The sequence below is a fragment of the Anaerobiospirillum sp. NML120449 genome (genome assembly GCF_023051105.1).
In the GTDB taxonomy this organism is placed as follows: domain Bacteria; phylum Pseudomonadota; class Gammaproteobacteria; order Enterobacterales; family Succinivibrionaceae; genus Anaerobiospirillum.
On record NZ_JALKIL010000028.1, the window covers coordinates 26,918 to 45,559 of the forward strand.

General features: G+C 53.7%; 10 protein-coding genes. 5 read left to right on the forward strand and 5 right to left on the reverse strand.

What is annotated here, in order from left to right:
• Nucleotides 1-435: 435 nt before the first annotated feature.
• The gene (gene rfaD / locus MXE41_RS08735; protein WP_247100224.1) at nt 436-1,401 is read left to right on the forward strand and encodes an ADP-glyceromanno-heptose 6-epimerase; all 966 of its coding nucleotides are present in this window, start codon (nt 436-438) and stop codon (nt 1,399-1,401) included.
• Complete coding sequence (locus MXE41_RS08740) at nt 1,380-2,282, forward strand: rhomboid family intramembrane serine protease (RefSeq protein WP_247100225.1); 903 nt, start codon at nt 1,380-1,382, stop codon at nt 2,280-2,282. The genes rfaD and MXE41_RS08740 overlap by 22 nt, the downstream gene beginning before the upstream one ends.
• Before the next feature lie 247 nt (nt 2,283-2,529).
• On the opposite strand, the gene MXE41_RS08745 is transcribed toward MXE41_RS08740, so the two are convergent.
• Together MXE41_RS08745 and plsB are read right to left on the reverse strand one after the other, a co-directional pair.
• A complete protein-coding gene (locus MXE41_RS08745; protein ID WP_246978614.1) occupies nt 2,530-3,000 on the reverse strand; it encodes a flagellar basal body-associated FliL family protein in 471 nt (156 codons plus the stop codon).
• Nucleotides 3,001-3,485: 485 nt separating this feature from the next.
• On the reverse strand, nt 3,486-6,137 hold the full coding sequence (gene plsB / locus MXE41_RS08750) for a glycerol-3-phosphate 1-O-acyltransferase PlsB (protein ID WP_246978613.1): 2,652 nt from the start codon (nt 6,135-6,137) through the stop codon (nt 3,486-3,488).
• Nucleotides 6,138-7,329: 1,192 nt separating this feature from the next.
• Here plsB and MXE41_RS08755 point away from each other — a divergent pair.
• Together MXE41_RS08755 and MXE41_RS08760 are read left to right on the forward strand one after the other, a co-directional pair.
• Nucleotides 7,330-8,805 carry a cation diffusion facilitator family transporter gene (locus tag MXE41_RS08755; RefSeq protein ID WP_247100226.1) on the forward strand — a complete coding sequence of 492 codons (1,476 nt, stop codon included), beginning with the start codon at nt 7,330-7,332 and terminating at the stop codon, nt 8,803-8,805.
• Nucleotides 8,806-9,648: 843 nt separating this feature from the next.
• A complete protein-coding gene (locus MXE41_RS08760; protein WP_247100227.1) occupies nt 9,649-11,970 on the forward strand; it encodes a fructose-specific PTS transporter subunit EIIC in 2,322 nt (773 codons plus the stop codon).
• A gap of 93 nt (nt 11,971-12,063) precedes the next feature.
• Here MXE41_RS08760 and MXE41_RS08765 read toward each other — a convergent pair whose 3' ends face one another.
• Nucleotides 12,064-13,695: a flavodoxin gene (locus MXE41_RS08765; protein WP_247100228.1), complete on the reverse strand. Its 1,632-nt coding sequence runs from the start codon at nt 13,693-13,695 to the stop codon at nt 12,064-12,066.
• Nucleotides 13,696-14,785: 1,090 nt separating this feature from the next.
• Nucleotides 14,786-16,096, reverse strand: a complete 1,311-nt coding sequence (locus MXE41_RS08770) for a flavodoxin (protein ID WP_247100229.1) — start codon at nt 16,094-16,096, stop codon at nt 14,786-14,788.
• Between the two features lie 404 nt (nt 16,097-16,500).
• On the opposite strand from MXE41_RS08770, the gene MXE41_RS08775 reads away from it, so the two are divergent.
• Nucleotides 16,501-17,955, forward strand: a complete 1,455-nt coding sequence (locus MXE41_RS08775; RefSeq protein WP_247100230.1) for an AraC family transcriptional regulator N-terminal domain-containing protein — start codon at nt 16,501-16,503, stop codon at nt 17,953-17,955.
• Nucleotides 17,956-18,103: 148 nt separating this feature from the next.
• Here the strand turns inward: MXE41_RS08775 and MXE41_RS08780 are convergent, their stop codons facing one another.
• On the reverse strand, nt 18,104-18,361 hold the full coding sequence (locus tag MXE41_RS08780; protein ID WP_246978607.1) for a hypothetical protein: 258 nt from the start codon (nt 18,359-18,361) through the stop codon (nt 18,104-18,106).
• Nucleotides 18,362-18,642 lie beyond the last annotated feature (281 nt).

Consider the following 18,642-nt stretch of genomic DNA (forward strand, 5'->3'; position numbering starts at 1 on the left):
GTGTATCAGCATTAGGTCCTTAAAGACAGAACACCATACTTCAAGGGCCCGGCCGCGCATGGCGGCATTTTCAGGCAGGGCGGCTGCTTGCGCTGGACGGCCTTGCAGGCATTGCCGGCATCGCTCCCTGCGCAGGTGGCACCGCCTGGCCAGGGCCTTGCTGTGCGGGCGCCGGTGCCAGTGCGCGGCTGCCAGTGCGCGGGTGCTGGCTGCGCAGGCGCGGCTGCTTGCCCTGGCGGGCGGGCGGGCAGGCGGGCGGGATTAAACAGCTTGCTTATGAGTGCTGCAGCGGCGAAAATGATGGAGCTGCCAGGCCCGGGCGTCAGGTCTTTTCCTGTCAGTTTTCCGGGAGGGGCAGTGAGCATCATGGCAGTGGGCATGAGAGCAGGATCTCATACAATGCCTGAGCCGAAATGACAGTAGGAGCGTGTAATTATGATTATCGTAACTGGTGGTGCCGGTTTTATTGGCAGCAATATCGTAAAGCTGTTAAATGAGCGCGGCCGTCGTGACATCCTGGTAGTAGACAACCTGAAAAACGGCCACAAATTCGTCAATCTGGTAGATCTTGATATTGCCGATTACATGGACAGAGAGGACTTCCGTGCTCTGATTAAGGATGAGCGCGCCTTTAACAGCAAGTACGGCTGTGCCAGTGTCGATGCCGTTTTCCATGAGGGTGCCTGCTCTGCTACCACCGAGTGGGACGGCAAGTATGTCATGGACAATAACTACCAGTACACAGTAGACCTATTTGAGTTCTGCACCTCCCACCGCATTCCTTTCCTCTACGCATCCTCTGCAGCCACCTATGGCGACAAAACTGTCTTTGTTGAGGACCGCGCCCATGAGGGACCGCTCAATGTCTACGGCTACTCCAAGTTCCTTTTTGACGAGTATCTGCGCCCTCGACTTGCCACTCTCAAGTCCCAGGTAGTAGGCTTCCGCTACTTTAATGTCTATGGTCCACGCGAGGGCCACAAGGGATCCATGGCCTCAGTTGCTTTCCACCTGAACAATCAGATGCTCAGGGGTGAAAATCCAAAGCTGTTCAAGGGCTGTGACGGCTATGCCGATGGCGGCCAGACCCGTGACTTCGTTTACGTTGAGGACGTAGCTAAGGTAAATCTGTGGTTCTGGGAGCATAATGGCCCTTCAGGTATCTATAACTGCGGCACCGGTCGTGCCGAGCCATTTTCCAATGTTGCTCAGGCTGTTATTGACCATCATGGCCGTGGTGAAATTGAATTCATCCCGTTCCCTGATCACCTCAAGGGTCACTACCAGAGCTTTACTCAGGCCGATCTGACCAGACTGCGTGCTGCCGGCTGCGATGTTGAGTTCAAGACCGTGGCTCAGGGCGTTGCCGAGTACATGAAATGGCTCAATTCAAAGAAATAGACGACTACAACTTCCCTTTTGAGATTGGAGTTTTAAAAGACAGAAGCAAGGCTCTGACCTTTGCTGACTATCTCAACTCCATAGGCATAAAGGCCACGGCCAAACCGGGCTTTGGTGCCAGCTACTCAATTTATGTAGCCAACGAGTCCGATGTCTCAAAGGCCAAGCTTGAGCTGCTGCGTTTTGGCGACAATCCTTTTGCCAGGGCCTATAACAGGGCATCCTGGGCTCAGGGTCGCACAGTAAAAAGAGAAAAGACTCAGGGCAGCGGTTTTTTAAGCTTCTCAATGGGTACTTACCAGTGGAAGCTCATGAGCCTGACCTCAATTACCGAGGTACTCTGCATAGCGATTTATCTGCTGTGTCTGGTTCCTGATATGGAGGACATGTTCCTCAGTGCTCTTGCCTGGACCTCTGTGTATGAGATAACAGGCAACTTTGAGATTTTCCGTGTCATCACCCCGGTATTTCTGCACTTTGGCATCTTCCATATAGCCTTTAACATGGTGATGTTTGAGGCTTTCGGCCGTCCGATTGAACGTCACTTCGGTGCCTGGAAACTGGCTTACATAATGATTTCCATCGCCATTGTTTCCAACTTCCTGCAGGTCATGTTTATTCCTCAGGGAGCGGTCTTTGGTGGCATGTCAGGTGTGGTCTACGGCCTTATCGGCTATATGGGCATACTCTCACGTCGTGAGGATTTGCCAGATGATCTCAGGCTGCCTCAGGGTCTGCTGCTGGTAAGCTTTATCTTCATCGGTATAGGCTTCTTCTTCAGCGGCATTGCCAACCTCTGTCACGTAGGTGGCATGCTCCTTGGTCTGGCCCTTGGCTTTATTGACTACCGTCGTCCTCTCAACCGACGCCAGAGCAGGTAAGACTCCAGTGCCTCCAGGGCCAGCACCATCAGGTCCGATGGCTCTGATGGTACTGGCCCTGACCGGCGCAGGCAGGTGTACCGGCCGTTTGGACGGGCCGTCAGACGGCCCTGTGCCTTAGCGGACCATAAAAAAAGCGTAATCCCCCTCTATGGGAGATTACGCTTTTTTCATGGCTGCTGCCCTGAGGCTGCAGCCAGGTGAAGCACTGGATCAGGCAAAGGACCTGAGCAGAGAAACTTTGAGACTACTGGTAGATGTAGTTGGTGAAGAGCAGATCCTGGATAACAGGGCCGTTCTTCTTGGAAGCCAGCAGCTCGGCAACGCGGGCACGGCACTCGGCACGCAGAGCCTCACGGCCTGCAGCGGTGGCAATGGCGTTGTATTCCTTGGCACCGATAATGGTAATGATAGCGTCGCGAATCAGGGCGTCATGCTCGGTTACCAGCGGAAGATCGCGGCTGTCCTTGACCATCACATTTACATGAACACGTAAATAGTGGAGACGGCCGCCGCCGGAGTTTGCCAGGTTGGTGGTAAAGTCCGGGGTCATATCATAGTAGCCAATCTCAGGAGTCATGGCTTCAGCCAGAGCCATTGCAGGATCCTGGGCCTCGGTGGCTATATCAATTGGTTCATGTGGTGCTGCTGCAAATGCAGGAGCAGTGGAGCTTAAAAGCAGCGCAGTGGCGGCAGTGAGCAAAATCTTCTGGTACATGACGGACTAATTTCCTGATTGCTAACAAGACTTGCCTAATAATAAACCTGATGCATGTAAAACGCATCATGATGAACAAGACTTGATCTAAATTTTCGACCATGAGCTTTTTGCCTGTCCTTAACGGCGGGGCAAGGCATTGCCAGGCAGGGCTGCACGTCCTGACGGTATAAGCAAACCATCATGGAATTAATCGGCACATAAATTAACTTCTGCAGGTACATGGCTCTGCGGATGTCAAAAATATGTGATTCTGCCCCGATAAGGGGCTGATTTTACATTTTTTGCAAAAGCTTTGCCAACAAAGCCACGCAACGTGCCTGCAGGCCCGGCGTATGTATCAGCTTTGTCAGCAACAAATCACGGGCTTTGCCCGGGTCCCGGGCCCGTTCCCTGGGCCGGGCCTGGCTTTGCCCAGATCGGACAGGGCGTGGGCCTGGTTTTGCCAACACCGGACAGGGCGCGGGCCGTGTTCAGGCCAGGACTTATGGCTGGTCCTGACCTGCGGTGGCGGCGCCAGCAGCGGCGCTGGCAGCGCCGGCTGCTGCCTTGTCGTCAGAGAGGTCCCGGCGCAGCGGGCGTATGGCTGAGGCACGGCCGTCGGCTATGCGGGCTGCGGTTTCAGCTGAACGCTGAGCTGCCTGGGCAGCGGCATCGGCTGCAGCTTTCTCGGTACGGCGGCGGGCATTGGAGATCTTAATCTCGGCAATTTCACGCTTGAGATGGCGTACCAGCTTGGCTGCCAGAAGAGGTTCGGCTGCATGAGCAAGGCGGATGATCTTCTCCTGATGAGGGCAGATAGTCTGATCATCATGGTATTCAAAGTAATTGTGACGGATGAAGGTGTCACACATGATGTTGAACATGATGGGATCGGCAAACTCAGGAGAGTTATTGGTAATGTCTGATGGTACCTTCTTGCACAGATCAACGCAGGTATCAATAAATTCCTGCTTTTGAATCATACCGTCGCCAGTCTGTCTGAGAATGGATACGGCAATGAGGTAGCGCACCAGATTCAGACGAATGGAGCTTGAGAGGATCAGCAGTTCTTCAAAGCCGTCGCCGGAGAGAGTGAGCATGTGATTTTCCAGCTCAGTGATATAGCCGCCGGTGACAAAGGCATTGATGTACTTGTTGATCATATGGTCCAGTTCTTCTTCACGCACAGGGGCAAAGAGCTCATGTTTGAGAAAGTAGAACAGGGAGCGGGTGTTGGTAATGACATCCTCGCGCATGATGTGGCCATTGCGGATGAGGATGTTGGCAATCAGAGCCGGCAGAGCAAAAAGATGCAGAATGTTGTTCTGGAAATAGGTCAGCTGCAGGGTCTGGCCTCGGCTTGGGCGTACAAACTTCATGTCATCGCCCACATCATAGACCTTGAACTTGTTGAGCTCGAGAGCCTGAGAAATCAGAGTCTCAAGGCTTGAGGTAGGCATGAGATTCTTACGGCGCGGATCGCAGCTGAGCACGATGAGATAGAGCTTGAGACAGCGTTTGAGCATGTGAATGCTCATGGTGTGGTCAGCATCACCAATGATGGCCAGGGCACAAAGGTTAATGGCATTGACCGAGGCTGAGTCATTGAGCTTGATAATAATCTCATGGCTGAGCTGATTGACCGTGTCATAGAGCCACTCAGGGCGTGAGTTGCCCTCAGGGTCAATGCAGCTGTGCCAGTCAGGCACATGCTCAGACAGGAAGCGCGGCACAATAACAGGCTCGCCGAAATTGACATAGCCGCGTCCGTAGTAGCGCAGACGCTTGAAAATACCCAGCAGGCCCCTGATGCTTTCCTTCTGCTTCTTGGCGCCCTGCAGCTCGTGCATGTAGGAGCCCACCTCCATGACATGCTCATAGCCCAGATAGGTTGGAATGAAGGCAATAGGTCGTTCAATACCGCGCAACTGAGCCTGTACGGTCATGGATACCATGCCGGTACGTGGCGGCAGGGTGCGTCCGGTACGGGAACGGCCGCCCTCAATAAAGAACTCGGTGGCATAGCCGCGCTCAAAGAGCACGAACAGATACTCACGGAACAGGGCAGTGTAGAAAGAGTCGCCCTTCATCTTGCGGCGGATAAAGTAGGAGCCGCAGCGGCGGATAATCTGACCTACAGGGAAGAAGTTGAGGTTGTCACCTGATGCCACCTGAGGAATAGGCAGGCCTTCATGGAATATGGCAAAGAGCAGCAGGATGTAATCCATGTGCGAACGGTGGCAGGGAATGTAGATAATTTCATAGCCGTTCTTGACCAGCTCGCGCACTCTGTTGGCGCCTACAATGCTCTGGCCATGGTAAATACGCTTCCAGATAAGGGATATTATGGTGTTGAAAAAGCGCAGCAGCGGATAGCGGGTATCAGCAATCATGACATCAAAGATGTCATAGGCCTTTTTCTCCACAATTTCCTTGCTCTCACCTGTTTTGGCCATGCTTGCGGCAATGGCTTTCTGAGTTCCCGGACGCTGAACCAGCTCCTGGAGCAGGCGGGTACGGTTAGGGAAAGGGCGTCCGACAATAGAGCGGGCCTTACTCAGAAAGTGAAAAGAGATAAGACGCTTTAAGGTAGTACGGCGGGTCTCGGGGTTTTCAATCAAATCAAGACGCCCCTTGAGAACCGAGGCAAGGCAGGGATCGGAAATGATGGTGCTGTTATCGCGGCCGGCAAAGGTCAGAGTAAGGAATTTGCGCCAGCCCGGAGTAGACAGATCGATGCCCCGGATAGCCTTGCCTTCAATGGAAGGGTCGCGTGACCAGAGCACGGAAATAGGAATGATCTGAACGTCAGTTTTAAAGTGCTCGCAGGCATCAAACCACTCAAAAATGACTTCACTGATATCCCTGGCATAGGCCTTGGAGCTGAAAAAAGAAGGACTGCGCAGATAGGCGGTACGTGGCAGCTCACGATCGCCAATGATGATATTGTCAAAAGGACTTGGCCAGCCCAGCTTGCTGGTAAGGCGCTCGACAGTAAGCATGTTGCCTACTGATGAGGACACCATGATGTAGACAATCTGCTTTGAGTCATTAATCTTGAAGTGCTTGAGCGGCTCAAAAGGAATAGGCTCACATGTGGCAGTGATCCTGATAGGCCAGTAAAAAAGAGCGCGTAGAAAACGATTAACCATCATATTAGTCAGGCTCCTCATTTGGCAGAGAGCTGCTCAATCGCAATTGCTCTTACAGGCGTGACAGGCCGGTATAAAGCAAGTAAGGCCCCTTTCCTTATTGTCAGCGGCATTAAACAGGTTTACCGGGGCGGGAAATAAAAGAGAAAGGTCAGGCAGGGAATCCGTGGTCTCAGACTCCTTATCACTGCCACGTCGCTGGGGAGAGCTGTCAGCCGTAAAAATCACATGCTTGACTGGCCTGATGTCCCCACGCATCGGCCATAACTCAGTCAATACCTACAATGTACACAATGCAGGCACAAATTCCACATCCTACCCCTTATGGGGAGGGCCTTTTACTGCTTTTTGGTTGTATCTCACATATTTCAAAAATAGACAGAATTTTTTGTCCTTAGAGCTTGATTATCCTGTCCATGTCATTACGGTCCAGGGTGGTTTCAATGTCTGCAAAACCATAAACGTGATGCATAAGCGCGTACTTTGCAAAGCTATTGCATTCCTGGGTCATATTATTTTTTAACTGCAATTAATAAAGTCATTAAAAAAATTATGACATCTGGACGCACTCAGGCTTATGATGAGCTGCAGCCTTACCGGCAGAAAAAGCCGGGAACAGCTTACGGGTATCAACAGCAGTACTGCGCCTGGTGCACAGGCATGATCGGCCTGTCAGTCGCAGTTTATTGTAACTGGACAAAGCAAGCTCAGCATTAGGAAAACCGTTAGCTCTCAGTATCTAAAATTAGAGGTGCACAATGGGGGTTAGAGTTGTAAAACTCCGGTAAGATAAGGCTTTAAATGAGTTTTTGTTGCTGTGGGCTTGCATCTTTTTTCAGTAACGGTAAGCTCAGAACCCGCAATATAAAACTCTTATTCTATGCTCAGTCCCGGGCCTGCAGCAACCACAATGACAAGTTTACCGGCCCGCACCTCTGAAAGATGACTCAGCCGCCGTCGAGGCGCGCGCCATCGGGGCCGCCGTCGATACTGCCATCAGGCCGCCGTTGAGGCAGGCGCCATCGGGGCCGCCGTCGCTACTGCCATCGGGCCGCCGTTGAGGCAGGCGCCATCGAGGCCGCCGTTGAGGCGAGCGCCATCGGGGCCGCCGGGCATTGCCGCTGTGCGCTGCACATAAGGGTGGCGCAGGCGGGCAGGAACAGGCATGGAAGAAAGTAAAAACAGGAAAAGAGCAGTGGAAAAGTTAGAACAGTTCAGCAAGGCTGAAGACGCTCCCTCTCATGTAGCTCAGACTCTGGCTCGTAAGGGGCTTGCAGGCAACATGCAGGGCGCTGCCGGGCATATGCCTGATGACGATTCGGACAGTGAAAGCATGTCCGTCAGGGAAGCGGCCCGCATTGAAAAGATCAAAGTAATCAAAAATACCGCCTGCACCAGTGACTGCGCCGCCGGTGCTGCCAGTGGCAGCGGCGCTACTGACTGCAAGTGTGCCCCGGCCGACATGAAAAACTGTCAGAGCTGCGCTGCCTCTGCAGGAGGTGAGGGCTGTCCTGATGGTAAAAGCTCAGGCTGCTCACATGAGAGCAGCAGTGCCGAAGTTATTCCTGAGCGCTACAAAAAGCTGGTACTGCTGGCCGGTACCGCATCAGTAGTAACAGCCGTACTTCTGATTGTCATGAAGTTTGTGGTGTGGCTCTTTTCAGGTTCGGCCACCATTCTGGCATCTCTTACCGACTCTCTTATTGACCTTGGTGCTTCCTTTATCAACCTGCTGGCACTGCGTTATGCTCTGCAGCCGGCTGACAAGCAGCACCGCTTTGGTCATTACAAGGCCGAGGCTCTGGCCTCCCTGTCTCAGGCAGCATTTATCTGCGGATCAGCCCTGCTGCTGATCTTCAACGGTTATGAGCGCCTGATGAAGCCAGTGGCCATTGGCTTTATCGACATAGCCATTTATGTGTCCATAGCCTCCATTGTGCTCACAATAATGCTGACCATGTTCCAGGGCTATGTGTGCAAGCTTACCCAGTCAGAGGCCGTGGCAGCTGACCGCTTCCACTATCTTTCTGACGTCGGACTGAACCTGAGCGTTATTGTTTCTCTGGTACTGACCCGTATGGGCTATGAGTGGTCTGACGGTCTGGTCACCATTCTGCTTGGTCTGTACATCATGAAGAGCTCCTGGCATATTGGCCATGTAGCTGTAGGTACTCTGCTGGACAAGTCCATGAGTGTTGAGGATAACAACAAGATTATCCGCTCCATTCTGGCTGTGGACGGCATCGACTCTTTCCATGATCTGCGTACCCGTAAGGCCGGTCCTCAGCACTATATTCAGTGCCATATCGTAATTGATCACTCAATGCCACTTGGTCAGGCTCATGATCTTGCTGACGAGGCCGAGCACAATATCCGCCGCTTCTTCCCTGATGCTGACATCTCTTTGCATATGGAGCCGGATCATAACGAGACCTTTAAGGACATTACCTTTATCGACAGTCAGTTCTGTCAGGTGCCAGTCAACTTCTATGGCCGCTCAGGCAGCGCCTCGGCTGACGACACGCAGCCAGCAGCCGATGCTGCAGCCGCTGCCAGCGCCAAAGCAGGTGACAGTGACAGGGGCGCTGCCCAGGCTGCAGGTGCTCCAGCTGCTGCGCCAGCTTCCTCTGCAGCACAGGCTGCACAGCACGGCTCAGCCTCCATGGCATAGCCTGATATGGTGCACCTGGGCGCTGTCCTGACCGAGGTAAGTTCTGTTACCTGGTAACATAGTAAAGGATAAATATGAAAAAGGGATGACTGTCGCAGTTATCCCTTTTTTAGTCCTGATGCTGGCTTTTGTAACATTGATGTAACGGTGTTTTGCACCATCACTTGTCTAAAATGTTAGAATCAGGGATCAATTTTCATACAGTCAGCACAGTAGGGCCATTTCACCCACAATCATCCTGCGCTGTCAGATATCGTGGTCCCGGCCTCAGACAGCCGGTCTGACCGCAGGCAGCAGGCGTATGGGCGTATGAGAGCCATGCTTTCATGCGTAAGGCTTTATTGTTATCCGCAAGGTCAGCGGAACATAACTGACCAGATGCTCAATCCAAGTTCTTAAGAGCCTGCCTGTGAGCACCTTCAAGTACAGACATTCCCCAGACACGTCATTACAGTGCGTTGCCCTGCATTCACAGTTGGACCTGCAGCTGCACTTTAGATGCCGAAGCACCAGCGCACAAGCTGCAGCCCCAGCACTCTGAGTTGCAGCACCAGCGCTCTGAGTTGCAGCACCAGCACTCTGAGTTGCAGTGGCAGCCGGCTCTGCGGTCGCAGCATATGCAGATGATAGTGGTGCATGCATATGCATAAGTACCGGTCTTTTGTGCGCGGCACGGCCGGTATGTGGCACGTCTGGTACGTGGCACGGCTGGCACGGCCGGTACGTGGCACGGCTGGCACGGCTGGAGCCTGCACAGGTGGAGCGCGGCACGACGGTCCATACATATGGGGACATTAAACCGGCATGGTCCGGCACACAGAAAGATTAATTTAAGGTAGGCATATGCGCATTCGGGATCTGCTGGAAAGACAGTCAGTCTGTATCAACGCCAGCCCGGTAAGTAAAGAAGATGCTGTATCCAGGCTTGTTGATGCCATGGCTTCAACCGGCTGCATCAATGACATTGACCGTTTCCGTGAAGATGTATTTGAGCGTGAGCGCAAGAGCTCTACCGGTCTTGGTGAGGGCATTGCCATACCTCATGCCAAGAGCCCTGGCGTAGACCGTCCAGGCCTTGCAGCCATGGTTGTGCCTAATGGAGTTGATTTTGATTCCATTGATGGTGAGCCTGTCCATCTCATCTTCATGATCGCCTCGCCAAACCAGGCATCAGATGCCCATCTTGATGTGCTGGCCCGCCTGTCCACTCTTCTTATTGACGAGCACTTCCGCTCTTCCCTGCTTTCAGCTCACAGCGTAGATGAGTTCCTTGAGGCTATCGACAGCGCCGAGTCTGAGGAGGATGAAAAAGAGGCCAGTGAGCAGGCACGTCAGGAGGAAGAGGCTGACAGTCCCGAGCAGAAAAAGGGCTATGACATTGTAGCCGTGACTGCCTGTCCGGCAGGTCTGTCTCATACTTACATGGCCGCTGAGGCTCTTGAGCAAAAGGCCAGAGAAATGGGACTTACCATCAAGGTAGAGGCTGACGGCGCTGCCGGTAACCGCAACAGCCTGATGCCTGAGGATATTGCCTCTGCCCGTGCTGTTATTGTGGCTGCTGACCGTGCTGTGGATATTGACCGCTTTGCCGGCAAGCCAATGGTGCGTACCGGGGTGGTCGATGGCGTACACCGTCCTGGAGAGCTCATCAAAAAGGCCCTCTCACCTGACTGTCCTGTATACAGGATAGGCGGAATGTCGACTGAATCGACCAACCTGCCGATGAAGCTCTACCGCCATCTGATGAGCGGTCTGACCTACATTCTTCCTCTTGCTGCCACTGCAGGTATTCTCTCGGCTGTAGCCCGTCTTGAGTTTGTGAAGACCAGCAGCCTTGGTCTGTTCCTTGATTCCATTGGCTACAGTATTGGCAGTCTGCTCTTTCCGGTACTAAGTGCCTTTATTGCTTTCTCCATGGCCGGACGTATGGCTCTGGTAGCAGGCTTTACCGGCGGTGTTATGGCTGATATGGCCAGCGCCGGTGTGATAGGAGCTCTGCTCAACGGCTTTGTAGGAGGCGGCGTAGCCTTTGTGGTGGCGCGAATAGCCCAGCGTTTTCTCAAAGGACATGATGCCATGTTCGCGCTGCTGGTCTATCCTCTGGCAGGCGCGGTGCTGACCACGCTGATAGCCCAGTTTATTACCAATCTGCCGGCGGCCCTGATCGACAATGTTATCAACGACTTTATCTCTGATACCAGCACCATTACCCTGGTAGCCATAGGAGCGGTGCTGGCAGGCATGATGTCAGCTGACATGGGTGGACCTTTTAACAAGCTGGCCTATGCCTCAGGCGTACTGCTGCTTGCTGACTGTCTGCCAGAAAACGGACCAGGCTCGATGGTTATGGCCAGCGTCATGTTAGGCGGTATGGTGCCCCCAATGGCGGCGGGTGTAGCTGCACGCTTTATTGCCCCTGGTCACTTTGCAGCCCGCGAGCGCGAAGCCGCCCTTTCAGCCATATTCAAAGGCCTGCTCTTTATTACCGAAGCCGTACTGCCATTCCTGACCTTAAAGCGTCTGCGTCTGGCCTGTGTCACCGGTTCGGCTGTGGCAGGCGGTCTGAGCATGTTCTTCCACTGTGGAATCTGTGCTCCTCACGGCGGTATATTCCTTTTCCCTCTGGCAACAGAGCCGCTGTTCTATATAGTTTCACTGCTGGGCGGCGTGCTCTGCGGTGCCCTGATGTTTGCCATGCTCAGCCCTAATCAGGCTGCAGTTCAGGCCGAAGCTCAGGCAGCTGCTGCGGCCGCTGCAGCTGAGGACGAAGCGGCACGCGAGGCCGCAAGCTCCCTGTCCTCAGGTCAGCTTCCTGAGCGCGGCCCATCCATGGCTCAGGAAGCTGCTACTGTTGCAGCTCAGGTTGATGCAGCTGCAACCGGCCAGGCCACTCAGCCAGCTCAGGACAGCCAGGCTGAAGCTCCTTCAGCCCCGGCCGGGGCGGCAGAACCAGCAGCCGTCGCAGCCGTAGCAACTGACGCTGCAGGTGCTGCAGGCTGTGCTCAGTCAGCCCATGAGGCAGATCCTCTGTCAGCTGATGCCTGTGCTGCTGCTCATCAGGCAGCCCCGCTGTCAGCTAACGGCCAGAAGTCTCAAAATCAGGAGTCTGAACAGAGTAGCGGTCAGCGGGCAGAAGGCACAGAGCAGACAAAGCCTGTCATCTGATGACAGCCGTGAGCGCTGATGTTCATAACGTCAGCTCCAAAAGCAAAGCCCGACCATAAGGTCGGGCTTTGCTTTTGGAGGGCTTAATGCCTGTCAGTTAAAGTCGGTGCTCAGTCTGGTCAGGAACTGACGAACTCTTCTTGTGAAGTGATCGTCCTCGAGATTTTCATTGATGGAAAATGACAGACCCTGACGGTAGACCACGGCATTAGGCTCATAGGTGGCGATATTGTCGAGCGTTGCTGCAAAACCGTCTCCGGCATGGATAATGACCGGAATGATGTTTTTGTCAGACAGATCGTATTTGATGAGGAAGCTGTACATGGCGCCTGGCAGATCATCCCACCACAGCGGATAGCACAGGTAGACAGTATCGTAGTCTTCCATATGCAGCGGCTCATCATCGGTAAGCTCAGGATAGTTTTTAGTGTTGAGCTCGTTGAGTGCGTATTCGTACAGCTCATAGCCATTTTTAGGGTAGCTGGAAATTGCGTTTATCTGGTACAGACGAGCGCCGCTTTCATTGCTTATGGTGCGGGCAATGCCTGCAATGGCAGGCTCGGCCTTGCCATCGATTTTGACGCTGGTAGGGCCGGTAACAGCATCAACGCGTGAGCTGTTTGGCGTACGGCGGCTGTCAATGGAAGGAGCCGGATAGTAGACCACCAGAGCACGGGAGCTGATAAGAGGTGGCAGATACATGCGGCTGTTTTCTGCAATTGATGCAATAGCCGACTCGACCTGCTCATGACGTTCCTCAAGGGAGCGCTCATAGGCGTCTTTCTGCTCACGGGTCTGAGATTCGGTCAGGGCTTTTACTTTCTGTTCCAGGCTCTGGCCTTTTGTCTGAGCTGACTGGTCTTCTCCCTTGCCATCATTCCCGCCGCTCTTGCCTTTGCTTTCATCTGATCCATTCTGTCCCGACGAACCGTCTTTTTTCTGCTCTTTGCCCGAAGAGCTTTGAGCCTGTAGCTTATCAGCAGGATCAGCCTTTCCAGCTGAAACTGAATCTTTCTTACCAGTGACTGAGGATTCATTAGCCACCTCCTGTGCCTTGATGTCAGAGCTGCCTTTGGCAGTACCTTTGATATCAATTGTACCGGCCACACCCCTGGCATCAGCCTGGTGCTCCTCAATCACTGTTTCTTCGAGCATGTTATCGGCAGACAGGGCGCTGATGATTTCGCCTGGATTGCCTTTGCTCTCACTTAAACCATTGTCATCATTACTGTCAGCATCTTTACCCTTTGCGCTGTCAGCACCTTTGGCCTTTGCATCAGCATCTGCCCCGGTCTTATCGGCGGTCTTGCCATCCCTGGTGCTCTTGCCGTCTGAATCCTTGCTGTCAGTTCCAGTGACGGCTGCACTCTGGTCGCTCTTTGAGTCCTTGCTCTGGGCGCTCTTGCTGTCAGCGCTCTTGCCCTCTGCTGAGTTATTGCTGTCACTGGAGCTGCCCTTTGAAGTCTTGTCTCCGGATGTGGAATGAGCACCGGCTGCGGTTCTGTCAGCTGGAGTTTCGGCAGACTTGTCTGCTGTGCTTTCATCAGGTCTTTTCGATGCTGCGCCCACGGCTATGTCGTGACCTGACGAGTCCTGGTCCTTGCTGTCAGAGGCAATGGCAGCGGGCTGATCACTGTTAAAAAGCCAGAATGGGCTGGTACCTGCAACGCCTGCAAGTACAAATGCGCATAGCTGGAAAAATCTGCTTTTAAACAAAGAAGTCATAACGCAATCTGGTGGACAGGCGCAGCAGCGCCAGATAGGAACTACAGGCCGGTCAGCCCGTCAGGGGAGCTGAGCTCTCGGCTTTGGTATGGTGCACAGGGTAATGGCTGCAGTAATGACACATTGCCCTTACAGCCTGAGATAATCTTCCTGACAGCTCTCTCTTCATGTCAGGTCGTGAGTGTGGCTGTATATGCCCAACAGGTCCGGAATACAGGTTAGGAGCGGGAGCTCACAGGACTGAAGACATGCTGGTAAGGCGCAGATACAGCTGATTGTGACAATAATTCCTGCAGGTCGGAGTACTCAGGTCAGGGCGGTGTTATAGGCAGCTGATCCATATACATGACTGTCAGACAGCAAACAGTCAGGATCAGGGTGATCCTCAGGTGCGGATACAGCTGTAAATCCGATTGTATGGCGTTATTTCAGAAAAATCTAGATATAACAAACCTGGCCACTCAAGCCAGCAGATGACGTCAACCCAAGTGCTTATGCAGACATTGTGCCTGAGTATTTCCGTCATATTGACCGTTAAAAATCAGAGCCTGGTTATGGCCGTATGTCAGGCACAGATATCAGGGGGAAGGCTTCAGGTCAGGCCTGTGCCTGGCCAGGGTTCAGGTGCCGGAAAAGACCAGGGCAAAGATGGGGCCGGTGCCATAAAAAGACAGGGACAAAGACGGGGCCGGTGCCATAAAAAGACAGGGGCAAAGACAGGCTCCAGTGTCGGAATCTGGCCTGAACGCATAGACAGAAGAGTGAGCAGGTGCAGGTACAGGTGCCGGTACAGATGCGAGCGCGGGTGCAGGTACATATGCGAGCGCCGGTTCAGATTTGGAGCCGGGACAGATTCTGGTGCCATGACTGATGCGGGGGGCCGGGCGGATCCAGAGGCGGGCTCAGGAGCAGGTGTGGAGTACGGGAGCAATCAGCAGTGAAAGAAGTGTAATGCAGCGGCAGGGAAAGCCTGGAGCAATTAAAAGGTGATACGCGGCCATGGCGCGAAGATTATGCTCAGGTCAGAGCTGACAGAGGCAGAGTGACCTGAGCCAGGAACGGCTATAATCAGCCGGGCCTGATGACGGGATCATGATGCTGTCTGGGCAGCTGGAGCAGTGAGGCTGCTGGTGGCTGGTTTTTTGGCAGCTGCAGGGGCAGCGTCGGCATCAGGCTCGGCCTTATCCTTTTTAGCTGGTCTTGCTGGTTTTGCACTGGTGAGCTCATCAGGGGCAGCAGCCTGCCCTGCATCGCTGGCGCTGTCAGGGGCCGGTGCAGTGATTTGAGGGTTATGATTTTTGATGAAATGACGCAGGTACTGCTGATCAATCACACCTGAGGCAAGGGCAGTCAGCCACTTGTCTACCAGTTTTCCGCCACGGGATGGCACATCATAGCGGTTAACAATCAGCCCGCTGTTGATGGTAACCTGGGCATTTGGCTCGTTCTGGGCGATAAGAGCAAAGGTTTTGAAAGGGCGGTTTCCGCCATGGGTGCAAAATGGAACTATGGTCTTGCCTGACAGATCGTACTGGTCCATGAATGAGTACACGGCCATTGGCAGGTCGTACCACCAGATTGGATAGCCCAGCAAAATCACATCGTAGCGGTCGATGCTGAAATCAGGGCTGATTTGAATTTCAGGGCGGGCTTTGCTGTCGATCTCTTCGGCTGCCTGGTAGATAAGCTCATCGTGTTCAGTTGAATATGGCTCAGCACGGGTTATGGCAAAGACATCGGCCTTGAGGCGATCTGCGGCCAGACGGGCAAGGTGCTCTACAGAGCCCTGGGTTTTGCCCTCTGAGGTAACTACTACTGAGGCGCCGCTGAGCACGTCAGTATCAGTGCTCTTTTCATTCTCCGGCTGGCTGAAATACAGTACAGCCACTTTCAGTGGAGCATTGTCATCAGCTTCCATGGCTGCTCCAATAGAGGAGCCGGCAGTTGCTGCTGCAGCAACAGCTGTGGTCTTCTTGGCAGATGCCGGCAGTGATGAAGACGGAACAGAGGTATTGCTGGTCTTTTTGCCCTGGGTACGTGTACCTGGGATCTTGTCTCTGGTCTTGTCTGCTTTGTCACCGGCAGCACGCTTTACCGGAGCACTGATGCGATTGCCGTAAGGGTCACGGTAAACACGGGACTTTTCACGGGAGCTTTCTCTCAGTGCAGTATTTTCGTTTACAGCAGTGTTCTTGTCACTCAGTGCGCGCAGGGTGCTGTCTGCGTCCTGCATGATTTCAGCTTTAACAGCGCCGGGATCGGCAGGGGCAGGGGCAGCTTTGTCAGCTGCAGCGCCAGTCTGAGCATATGCGCCAGAGACGCAGAGAATGGAGCTCAGAGCAAGTGCTGCCAGAGTCTTAGGTGCTGTAAGTGCGTGAAAAACAGTTTTTCCGGAATGCATCGCTAACCCTTAAATTATGACCAGTTGATGTACCTGTGCGGCTCAGGTGACCGGTGCCGGCAAAAATAACGTTCCAATATTGTAAACGAAAAGTTTCAGCCTATGAGATTAAGTGAACAAAATCCCTGATTTAAGGGCGTTACGATATCAGCAGTACGGCGTCATGCTCTGCCTGACCATGCCGCCATGCGCAGCCTTGCTGAGCTGCAGCAGCCGGTCGCGTCGCATGATCTGCACTGACAGCTGCGAAATGAGTTTACTGGTCATGACCTGGCAGCAGGCTGCTTAATGATGCTCTGCCAGGCTGCATAATTGTGCCCGGGTGCTAATCAGGTGCTGTGCAGGTTATGATGACTGCACTGTGTCTGGAAGTGGGGGCAAGTGCCCTTAAGAGGAGGGCAGTCATGGATACGCTACAGGAAAAAGGTCAGGTACTCGAGCGCCTGCAAAAAGCAGCTCTCAGGGCTGCTCAGCCAGGCAGACTAATCAACCTCAGGCACAGGGATCTGAATCTGTACTGCACTCCTGAATACGAGAGCTTATGGCCCGGCCATGAGGCAGGCGCAGCTCAGGGCGCTGCTGTGAGCTCAGGCAGCAGCGGCTCCGGTGCTGCAGTCCTGGACGAAGCGGGCTCCGGTGCTGCAGCCCTGGACGCAGTGGGCGCCGGTGGCGGCTCCTTTGGTGCAGTACAGCCAGCAACGAGGTGCATGGGCGGGCGCTGGCTTTATGAGCCCTGCTTTATCTTTGTGCTGTCAGGCTGGAAGTACATTACAGCCGGTAACAGCCGCTTCTGCATTGGTCCTGGTGAGTTTTTCATTACCTGTGTGCCTCTGCCTGTGGAAGTGGTTAACATACCTGACAGCAACAGCCATGCTTTTATTTCCCTGGCGCTGCGTTTTGATATGCGCCGCTGCGACCATATGCGCGCCTCTTTTTCCTCGCGCGAGCACCTCAAGTACAAGGCCAGGGTCAGGACCATGGCCGCAACACGCAGGAACGGGGAGCACGGCGCTGCACTGTCTGACGCTGCAGGCGCTGGCGCCGGTGCGGCTGCAGGGACTGCTGCAGTGGCAACTGCAGGGGCTGCAGGCTGCTCTGCGCCGCCAGATGATGAGCTCAGGGTGTATACAGCTCTTGCTGCTGATGAGCTTGAGACCGGGCGCAGCACTGAGGTCATGGCCTGCAGTTATGACATGCTCTGCATGCTCGAAAGAATTGTGGACATGTACCTTGGTGACTGTCCAGATGAAGTGCCTTTTGAACTGGCTGTCAATCTTATGACCTATCATCTGCTGCGCCATCCACAGGCCGGCTTTATGATCCTGCGCGCCATGAAGGATGAAAGTGCTCAGACCATGCACAGGGCTGTAAGGTTTATGGCCTCCGACCTCACCTGGAGCTTTGATGCCGCTCAGCTGGCAAAGGTGCATGGCATGGACCCCTATCTGTTCACCCGCCACTTCAGTGCTGAGACCGGCATGACTCCTTTGCGCTGGTATAACAGGATCAGGCTCATCAAGCTCAGAATACTGATGCTTGAGCACAAAATGTCCCTTGATAAGGCTCTCAGGGTTATGAAAATGCCCTGCAGCTCCCAGACCCTGACCGCCTATCGCCAGTTCTTTGGCTGCCCGCCGGTACGCGATATAAAAAACCTTAAAAAGCAGCTTGAGAAGTCAGGTTACATCCCCGGCGCAAATAAGGCCTCAGGTCGCACTGGCGCGTGCACCGCAGCCAGCGCTGCTGCCAGTGGCACTCCTGGCAACAGCACTGCCGCCCTCAGTGGCAGTGCAGGAGACAGGGGCTGCACGTTGCCTGCCGGGGCCGGGCCGCATGGCTTTATATACCCCGATGCCTGAGATCTGAGAATAAAAAACAGGCCCCGAAGGATTAGTTCTTCGGGGCCTGTCTGTTATGGTGCTTTATAAAACCGCTTAGTTGGCGCGGCAGTGACGGTCAGCAGGGAGCTTATATTCCTGCCTTATGCTGCGTATGTGCCGGGGCCGATCAGTTAATCTGACCCAGGGTCACAAGCACCTTGTCCATGCGGGAACGCCAGGTCTGGATAATCTCAAACAGACGTGCATTTTCCTGCTTGTATTCTTCGAGCTCTCTTTTGAGTGCTGCTATTTCCATATCCTTCTGATCGAGGCTGCGGAATTTTTCATCAAGGCTGTCATTCATGTTTTCAGTCTTGGCAGCAATCTCAGTAAGCTCCTGAATCATCTCAAGCTCTCTGAGGCTCAGTTGTTCACGGTTATTCATAAAATTGCGGCGCCGGTACTGCCTGTGATTTCAGTCAGCCGGGCGGTCTCCCTGCGCTGTTGCGTTAATAAGGTTCTTCTTAACTGCCTGTGCTCTGTGAAATGGTGCTCTGAAAATACAGATCCTCAATTGCAGCAGACAGATGAATCACTGTCACCTGCACAGTGGCATGTCAGCTATGAGGGCGGACATTATGACAGATCGGACTCAGCGGCGACCAGGCACGGACTGAGACATTGTAATAGTAGCATTTTCAGGCCGAACGCGTACGTTCAAAGTCA

Bases quoted from the DNA above. Each gene is read 5' to 3' on its own strand.
- MXE41_RS08745 (WP_246978614.1), bottom strand. From the start codon at position 3,000: ATGTACCAGAAGATTTTGCTCACTGCCGCCACTGCGCTGCTTTTAAGC.
- MXE41_RS08740 (WP_247100225.1), top strand. From the start codon at position 1,380: ATGGCTCAATTCAAAGAAATAGACGACTACAACTTCCCTTTTGAGATT.
- MXE41_RS08770 (WP_247100229.1), bottom strand. From the start codon at position 16,096: ATGCATTCCGGAAAAACTGTTTTTCACGCACTTACAGCACCTAAGACT.
- MXE41_RS08775 (WP_247100230.1), top strand. From the start codon at position 16,501: ATGGATACGCTACAGGAAAAAGGTCAGGTACTCGAGCGCCTGCAAAAA.
- plsB (WP_246978613.1), bottom strand. From the start codon at position 6,137: ATGATGGTTAATCGTTTTCTACGCGCTCTTTTTTACTGGCCTATCAGG.
- MXE41_RS08765 (WP_247100228.1), bottom strand. From the start codon at position 13,695: ATGACTTCTTTGTTTAAAAGCAGATTTTTCCAGCTATGCGCATTTGTA.
- rfaD (WP_247100224.1), top strand. From the start codon at position 436: ATGATTATCGTAACTGGTGGTGCCGGTTTTATTGGCAGCAATATCGTA.
- MXE41_RS08760 (WP_247100227.1), top strand. From the start codon at position 9,649: ATGCGCATTCGGGATCTGCTGGAAAGACAGTCAGTCTGTATCAACGCC.
- MXE41_RS08780 (WP_246978607.1), bottom strand. From the start codon at position 18,361: ATGAATAACCGTGAACAACTGAGCCTCAGAGAGCTTGAGATGATTCAG.